Origin of the sequence: Novosphingobium sp. B-7 (assembly GCF_000410615.1) — a bacterium.
GTDB classification, from domain to species: Bacteria; Pseudomonadota; Alphaproteobacteria; order Sphingomonadales; family Sphingomonadaceae; genus Novosphingobium; species Novosphingobium capsulatum.
On sequence record NZ_KE148462.1, the window covers coordinates 1 to 5,093 of the forward strand.

Annotated in this window: 5 protein-coding genes; 3 read left to right on the forward strand and 2 right to left on the reverse strand. The window is 65.5% G+C overall.

What is annotated here, in order from left to right:
- Positions 1 to 60: 60 nt before the first annotated feature.
- Both H926_RS0120405 and H926_RS0120410 read right to left on the reverse strand, forming a co-directional pair.
- Entirely contained in the window at positions 61 to 1,359 is a 1,299-nt protein-coding gene (locus H926_RS0120405) for an MFS transporter (protein ID WP_022677924.1), read from the reverse strand.
- A 71-nt stretch (positions 1,360 to 1,430) separates the two neighbouring features.
- Positions 1,431 to 2,255 carry a 2-keto-4-pentenoate hydratase gene (locus H926_RS0120410; RefSeq protein WP_022677925.1) on the reverse strand — a complete coding sequence of 275 codons (825 nt, stop codon included), beginning with the start codon at positions 2,253 to 2,255 and terminating at the stop codon, positions 1,431 to 1,433.
- Positions 2,256 to 2,468: 213 nt separating this feature from the next.
- Between H926_RS0120410 and H926_RS0120415 the strand changes: the two genes are divergently transcribed.
- The 3 genes from H926_RS0120415 to H926_RS29330 all read left to right on the forward strand — a co-directional run.
- Positions 2,469 to 3,485, forward strand: a complete 1,017-nt coding sequence (locus tag H926_RS0120415) for a LacI family DNA-binding transcriptional regulator (protein ID WP_022677926.1) — start codon at positions 2,469 to 2,471, stop codon at positions 3,483 to 3,485.
- A gap of 104 nt (positions 3,486 to 3,589) precedes the next feature.
- Positions 3,590 to 4,426 carry a 5-dehydro-4-deoxy-D-glucuronate isomerase gene (gene kduI / locus H926_RS0120420; protein WP_022677927.1) on the forward strand — a complete coding sequence of 279 codons (837 nt, stop codon included), beginning with the start codon at positions 3,590 to 3,592 and terminating at the stop codon, positions 4,424 to 4,426.
- Positions 4,427 to 4,432: 6 nt separating this feature from the next.
- Positions 4,433 to 5,093: SDR family NAD(P)-dependent oxidoreductase (locus H926_RS29330; RefSeq protein ID WP_237741120.1), on the forward strand; the 661-nt coding region annotated here is incomplete at its 3' end.

Genomic DNA, 5,093 nt, shown 5'->3' on the forward strand with positions numbered 1-5,093 from the left:
TGGCCAGCCCGGCGAGCCCCGCCGCACCCACCAGCGCGCCGCGTCGATCGACGCCGCCGCTCATGCTTCGATCCGCACCGGCGCCAGACGCGGGCTGAGCGCGTGGACCACGGCCAGCGCCACCAGATAGGCGCTGGCGCAGATCGCGAAGAGCACTTCATAACTGTGCGTGGCATCGAGGATATAGCCGGCGAACAGCGCCATGCCCATGCCGCCGAATGCGCCCACGGTGCCACCGATACCCACGACAGACCCCACGGCGCCGCGCGGAAACACGTCTGACGGCAGGGTGTAGAGGTTGGCGGAAAAAGCCTGATGTGCGGCCGTGGCCAGGCCGATGATCAAGACCGCCCACCACATGCTGTCCACCCCTTGCACGAACCAAATCGGCAGGACGCAGATCGCGCAGATCAGCATGGTCAGCTTGCGCGCCACATTGGGCGTGCGCCCGGCCTTGATCAGGCGCGATGACAGCCAGCCACCTGCGATGCTGCCGAGATCGGAAATGAGGTAGATCGCCGCAAGCGGCAGGCCAAAGCTTTTGAGATCAAGGTTATAGCGCGTGAACAGATAGCCCGGTAGCCAGAACAGGAAGAACCACCAGATCGGGTCGATCAGGAACTTGCCCAGGGCATAGGCCCAGGTCTCCCGCACGGTCAGCAACCGCGCCCAGCCGATCGGCTGCACCGGATCGGCCGGATCCTGGCGAATCCAGGCGAGTTCGGCGGCGCTGAGCCGGCCGTGCTGTTCCGGGTGGCGATAGAGCAGCCACCACGCCACCATCCAGGCGATGCCGAACAGGCCGGTGACGAAAAACGCCATGCGCCAATCGAACCACAGCACCAGCAAGGGCACCAGCAGCGGCGTGATGATCGCGCCAACATTGGCGCCGGCATTGAACACGCCGATGGCAAAGGCCCGCTCGCGCTGGGGAAACCAATCGGTGACGGCGCGGATGCCGGCGGGGAAATTGCCGGATTCGCCAATGCCCAGGCCAAACCTGGCCAGCGCGAACGATACCAGGCCGGTGGCAAAGCCATGGGCCATGTGGCTGACCGTCCAGATAATGATGGCGATGGTATAGCCCAGCCGCGCGCCCAGCGCATCGACCACTTTGCCGAACGAGAGATAGCCGATCGCATAGGCAACCTGGAACCAGAACACGATCGCGGCAAAATCGGTTTCCGACCAATGGAAATTGGCGGCCAGCGTGGGCTTGAGCACGCCGATCATCTGCCGGTCGATATAGTTGATCGCCGTGGCGGCGAACAGCAGTGCCACCACCACCCAGCGAACGCGGCCCACCTTGGCCCCGACCTGGATATGCCCGGCCTGGTGTGGCCCAGTCTGCGCTTCCATTGCTTCAACTCCCGATAACGGCGGGCTTTTTGCCCTGCCGGTCTTGCCGCAGCGATCAGGCCCCGAAGGGCTCAGGCCGCCACGATCGTGCAGGCCACGTCGCCATGGCCAACAAAGCTGGCGCGCACCTGCTGCCCCGGCACGACCGGATGCACGCCGGTGACCGCGCCAGTGGAAATCCACAGCCCCCCTGCCGCCGCGATGCCACGGGACGCCAGGTTGCCCAGCAGGAACCGCACCGCGCCCAGCGGGCCATCGAGCATGGTGGCGGTGGTCGCCGCGCCAACGCCGACGCCATCGATCGCCATGCCCACGGGGATAGAGGCAAAATCAATATCTTGCCACCCAACCAACGGCGCACCCACGACCAGCCCATAGTTGTTGCCATAGTCTGACACGGTGACCGGCGGGCCATCATCGTTGATGCCGGGATAGGGAGAGGACGCAACCTCGATCCCGATGTGCACGCGATCGAGCAGGGCCCGGGTGGCCGCGTCATCGTCCGGCACCATGCCGTTCCAGCCTGCTGCCACATGCAGCAGGAATTCCGCCTCGGCCGCGGCAAAACCCTCGGCAAAGACCGGCATGGCGGGCACCTGGCCAGCGCCGGGCAGGGCCACGCTATCGGCAAAGATCGGCCCGGCCAGGCGGTTGCACGCCAGGCGCGCATCGTCGGGCGGGTTGATCCGGCCCACTTTCCACCCCGCCACCGTGCGGCCATCGATGGCCAGCGCTGCGTCCTGGATGGCATAGGCCGTGGCCAGATCGGCCGGCATCTGCCCCGGATAGGTGGCCAGCGCGCGCTTTTCACGCCTGGCGGCCACGAATGCCGCGGCTACGGCGCCCGCCTGTGCCGGATCAGCCTGTGCCGCATCTGCCTGTTTCGTCAAACCCATCCCCAACCCATCCCGGGCGGATCGGGCCTTTCACGCGGCTGGAAACCGGTGTCAAAACCCGATACAACGCAATTGAACATGATCCGCCGCGCCCCGTTTATGGCGGGGCAGCATCAGCCTTGCGGCAAGGTAACCGGTGTCATCTTGCCTTTTGTCCCAGCCGAAGGCAAGTCTGAAAAATCGGCGTAGAGCGAGAGACAAGAAGGACACCGGATGGCCAAAGCGCAGAAACCCACGATCAACGATGTGGCGCGCCTGTCAGGGGTGTCGAAAAAGACCGTCAGCCGGGTGATCAACAAGTCTCCGCTGCTCAACCAGGCCACCCGCGAAAAGGTGGAAGCGGTGATCGCGCAGCTCGATTACGTGCCCAACCCACAGGCGCGGGCACTGGCGCTGCGGCGCAATTTCCTGATCGGCCTGATCCATGATAACCCCAACGCGCAGATGGTGCTGGGGGTGCAGGAAGGCATTCTCGATACGATTCGCAGCACCGAATTTGCACTGGTGGTACGCCCGGTCGATCGCCATTCCCCCACGCTGCTCGATGATATTCACCGCTTTATCGAGCAGCAGCGCCTCTATGGCGTGATGCTGCTGCCGCCGCTTTCGGAAAATGACGAGCTGGCCCGGCTGTGCCGCGATCTGGGCTGCACCGTGGTGCGCATGGGCTCGGCCCGGCTGGACGACGAGGCCCACTTGGTGGCGTCCAACGACCAGGAAGCGGTGAGCGAGGCAGTGGCCTGGCTCGCCGAATTGGGCCACACGCGAATCGGCTTCATCGCCGGGCCCGATGGCTTCCGCTCTGCTCGCGAGCGCGAACTGGGCTTCATCGCCGGCATGGGCCGCGCCGGCCTGACGATCGACCCCGCCCTGCTGGCGCGCGGCAACTATCAGTTCGAATCGGGTCATGCCGCCGGGCAGCACCTGCTCGGCACCGCCACCCCGCCCACCGCGATCTTTGCCAGCAACGATGAAATGGCCGCCGGCGTCCTGCATGCGGCCTGCGAACGCGGCCTGCGCGTGCCGCACGACCTGTCGATCATCGGTTTCGACGATACCGCCATTGCCGCGCACATCTGGCCCCCGCTCACCACCGTACGCTGGCCGATCCGGGCCATGGCGCGCACCGCCGCGCTCAAGCTGACACGCCCCGAAACCGCCGCGCGCGACGCGGCTTTCTTCCCGTCCGAACTGGTGCGCCGCGCCTCGGCCGTGCGCGCGCCGAGCTGATCATGCGATCGCGGCGCGGGGCGCAAAAGACGTTTGGCACCCTATTGACACCGGTTACCTAAAGCCGATACCACACCTCTCGGCAGCGAAAGGGAGAGTGCGCCATGTATGCCAAGACCTATCACGCGACGCATCCGGACATGATGGATGGTGTTTCCAACGACGCGCTGCGCGATCGCTATCTGGTTTCGGGCATGTTCGTGGCCGGAGAGATCAATCTCAACTATTCGCACAACGAACGCTTCGTGATCGGCGGCGCCGTGCCGGGCGCGCAGCCCTTGCACCTGCCCCGCCAGACCGAGCCCAAGAGCGCGGCCGGGCACACATTGCTGGAACGGCGCGAGATGGGCGTGGTCAACATCGGCGGCCCCGGCTTCGTCACGGTGGACGGGCAGCGCTTTGCCATGGCCAATAAGGAATGCCTCTATGTGCCCATGGGCAGCGAAGAGGTGGTGTTCGAAGGCGAAGGCGCGCGGTTCTACCTGGCCTCCACCCCCGCGCACAAGGCCTTGCCGATCAAGCATATTCCGCTTGACCAGGCCAATCCGCTGGCGCGTGGTGACCTGGCCAATTCCAACCAGCGCACGATCTACCAGCTGGTCATCCCCGGCGTGTGCGACAGCGCGCAGCTGCTGCTCGGCCTGACCGTGCTGGAAGAAGGCAGCGTGTGGAACACGATGCCGCCGCACCTGCATGACCGCCGCAGCGAGATCTACCTCTACTTCGACCTGGCCGAAGAGAACGACCGCATCTTCCACTACATGGGCGAGCCTGACAGCATGCGCCACATCGTGATCGCCAATGAAGAGGCGGTGATCAGCCCGCCGTGGTCGATCCACATGGGCGCGGGCACCAAGAAGTATGCGTTCATCTGGGCCATGGGCGGGGAAAACCTCGACTATACCGATATGAACGCGCTCGATATCTGCCAGCTGAAGTAAGCCACGATGGCGATTTCCTTCAGTCTTGCGGGCAAAACCGCGCTTGTTACCGGCGCCAACACCGGGATCGGCCAGGCGATTGCCGTGGGCCTGGCGCAGGCCGGGGCCGATGTCGCCCTGGCCGGGCGCTCTCACCCCGCCGAAACGCTCGCCTTGATCGAAGCGGCCGGGCAGCGCGCGGTGAACATCACCGCCGATCTGGCCAGCACCGCGCCGGTGGCGCGCGTGGTGGACGAGGCCGTGGCGGCGCTGGGGCGGATCGATATCCTGGTCAACAACGCCGGGATCATCCGCCGCGACGATCTGCTGCAGTTCAGCGAGGCAGACTGGGACGCGGTGATCGATACCAATCTCAAGACGCTGTTTTTCCTGAGCCAGGCCGCCGCGCGCGGCATGGTGGCGCAGGGCGGCGGCAAGATCATCAACATCGCCTCGCTGCTGACTTTCCAGGGCGGCATCCGCGTGCCGAGCTATGCCGCGGCCAAATCCGGTGTGGGCGGCGTGACCAAGGCCATGGCCAACGAACTGGCGCCACATGGCGTGCAGGTCAACGCCATCGCGCCCGGCTATATCGCCACCAACAACACGGCCGCCTTGCAAGCTGACGAGACGCGCAACCGCCAGATTCTGGAGCGGATTCCAGCCGGGCGCTGGGGCGATCCCGCCG